Below are 2688 nucleotides of genomic sequence, written 5' to 3'. Positions count from 1 at the left end.
GTTCCCACACCTCGAAGACGACGGTGGTCGGTGAGCCGTCGGCCGGTCCGGTGAGGACGGCGAGCTTGACGCTGTCGCCCGCGGTGATGTGGTGAGCGGTGATCTTGCTGAGCGGCGTGTGGAGCGGGGGGATGGCCATGGCGGGTGTCCTCGACGTCAGGCGGTCAGGCCGGTGGCGGTCGGACGGGTGATGGTCCGACGGATAGTGATGGAGAGAAGGCCGTCAGGCGGAAGGCAGGAAGCGGGCGCATTCGCGCAGTGCGGCCGCGTTGTTGGCGATCGCGGTGTCGGCGAGCTTGCGGCCGAGTTCGGGCGTGGCTCCGGTGGGGTCGCCGATGACGCCGTTGCCCGTACCGAAGTCGTCGCTCGTCCAGCCGAAGGAAACGGACTTGCCGAAGCCGATGTGCTCGTAGGCGGTCAGGTGTTCCGGGACACTCCGCTCGGCCAGCGACATGTCCACGGTCTCCGGGTGGAGGTGGAGCATCGCCGCGGTCTCGTTAAGCCCGCCGTGCACCCCCAGACCCAGCTCGCCGGACGGGGACGCGCCGCCCTGGTCCGCGGGTAGGGCGGCGTGCAACAGGAAGGTGAACAGACCGTATTTGGTGCGGAGTTCGCGCAGAGCGACTCCCAGCAGCGCACTGTTGCCGCCGTGCGCGTTGAGGAACGCGAGCCGCCGGACGGGCCCTTTGGCGAGGGACCGTCCGAGGTCGTCCAGCACCGCGAAGAGCGTCGCGGCGCTGAGCCACAGCGTCCCGGGCGACCAGGCGTGTTCGTCGGACTTGGTGTACGCGAGGCCCGGCAGCAGGGTGATGTCGCAGCTGTCTGAGGCGGCCAGGGCCGCTCCCCCCGCTATCGCCTCCGCCATGAAGTAGTCCGTGGCAACGGGAAGATGGGGCCCGTGCTGCTCGATCGCGCCGACGGGAAGGACGGCCACGGTGTCGGCGGACAGGTCGGTGACCGACGGTCCGCTGAGGTCGGTGAAACGCATGAAGGTCATGGTCAGCGCGCTCCCAGGAGGTGGCCGGGGTTGAGCAGCCCCAGCGGGTCGGCCGTGCGGGCGGTGGCACGGACGAGGTCAAGGCGCCGGTCGACGTACCAGTTGTGGACGTCATGGACGCCGACGCCCAGTGCCTCCAGGGCGGCGATCCCCTCGTATACGGTGGCTTCGTCCTGGTAGTGCGCCATCAGCATGCCGACGGTCCCCGAGCGCATCCCCTCCAGGTGCAGCACCGTGCCGGGGAAGACGGCCTTGACCGCCGCCGGGTCGCCGAGCAGTACGTCGCCGCCGATCTCCAGGTGGAAGTAGCCATCCTGGGTCTTCATCAGGTGGTACGTGGGGTGGTTGAAGGACAGCGAGGAGATGAGGGCGGGACCGCGCGGCGCGGGACGTACCTCCGTCACCCAGCCGCCGTGCTTCTCGATGATCGCCCGAGCGTCGTCCCCGGCCTGCTCCTCGATGATCGCGCGGACGCTCAGCGCGGCCGGGTCGAGGGCCGGGTCGGCCTCGAAGGTCTCGACGAGGCCGGGCTCGTCGAGGGAGACCAGGCGTGGGGCGGGCTCCAGGCGTACGAGGCCGCTGAGCGCGGCCGTGGCGGAGGTCCACGTGTCGAAGGAGGCGAAAAGGCCGGTCCAGACGCGGGCCGGCTGAAGTGCGACGGTCGCGGTCGTGGTGATGCCGGTGGTGCCGTAGGCGTGGATGTACGGGAGTGCTTCCTCGCCGCGTACGGTGAAGGGACCGGCCTCCGCTGTGCACGGGACGACAGTCAACTCCCTTACAAAACCGTCCCCGTTGGTGCCGTTGGCCAGCGATCCCGTGCCGCCGTTCCCACCGGAGAGGAAGCCGCCGAGCGATGTCCCGAAGGTGGAGGGGAACATCCACAGCTCCTGGCCCAGCGTGCGCGCATGCGCCTCCAGGTCGGACAACTTTGCACCCGCCTCGGCCCTGATCCACCCGTCGCCCGCGCCCAGGACGCGTCCGCATCCGGTGAGGTCGAGGACGGCGCCGCCATGGAGCGGGATCGCCTGACCGTAGTTGCCGGTGCCCTTGCCGCGCGGGGTGAGCGGGATGCGCAGACGGTGGGCGAGGGCGACGAGGGGCTGGACCTGCTCGTACGACGACGGGCGCAGCACCACCTCGGCGCGACCGGCGGGGAGCTTGGCGGCGAGGATCGGCGACATGTGAGCCCAGTCGCGGGACGCCTTGTCGAGGGCGGAGTCCTCGCGTACGACGGCATCCTCGCCCAGCAGTGCGGCAGCCTCCGTACAAAATTCGTCGATGCCGGGGGTGCGGTGCGTGGCACCTGGGCCGGCGCCCACCATCGCGTCGTACGCGACTAGTTCGGTCATCCGGCGCAGTTCGGCGGCGGACAGGGTCGTGCCCTTGGGGTCGACGGCCATCACTTCATTCCGATCTTGGTGTCGATGAATGCGTTGGTCGCCAGGTCGTCGGCGCTCAGCCCGGCCGGGATCTTGACGCCGCCCTTGGTGAGGATCGGCCCGAAGGTCTTCAGGGAGTCGGCGACCCGCTTCTTGTCGAAGCTCGCGATCGATCCGTCGGCCTCGTTGCCGAGGATGCCGAGTTTGACCATCTCCTTGGCGGCGTACTGGCCGGTGCCCTTGGAGTAGACCCAGCACGTGCCGTACTGCTAGACCATCTCGTCGATGAGCGTGACCGCGGTGTCCGGCGCC

At 69.6% G+C, this 2688-nt stretch carries 3 protein-coding genes; all 3 read right to left on the bottom strand.

Translation table 11 applies throughout. The annotated features are described in order from the left end of the window. Positions 1-223: 223 nt before the first annotated feature. The 3 genes from ACWFR4_RS48325 to ACWFR4_RS48315 are packed head-to-tail and all read right to left on the bottom strand — an operon-like array spanning position 224 to position 2588. Positions 224-997 carry a creatininase family protein gene (locus ACWFR4_RS48325; RefSeq protein WP_453658305.1) on the bottom strand — a complete coding sequence of 258 codons (774 nt, stop codon included), beginning with the start codon at positions 995-997 and terminating at the stop codon, positions 224-226. 2 nt (positions 998-999) lie between these two features. Next, positions 1000-2397, bottom strand: coding sequence for an FAD-binding oxidoreductase (locus ACWFR4_RS48320; RefSeq protein WP_453658303.1), 1398 nt, complete (start codon positions 2395-2397; stop codon positions 1000-1002). Continuing rightward, positions 2397-2588 (bottom strand): hypothetical protein, encoded by a 192-nt coding sequence (locus ACWFR4_RS48315; RefSeq protein WP_453658301.1) that lies wholly within the window; start codon positions 2586-2588, stop codon positions 2397-2399. The genes ACWFR4_RS48320 and ACWFR4_RS48315 overlap by 1 nt, the downstream gene beginning before the upstream one ends. Positions 2589-2688: the final 100 nt, after the last annotated feature.

It is taken from the genome of Streptomyces sp. NPDC055140 (assembly GCF_053607285.1).
This window is presented reverse-complemented; position numbering and strand designations above follow the sequence as displayed.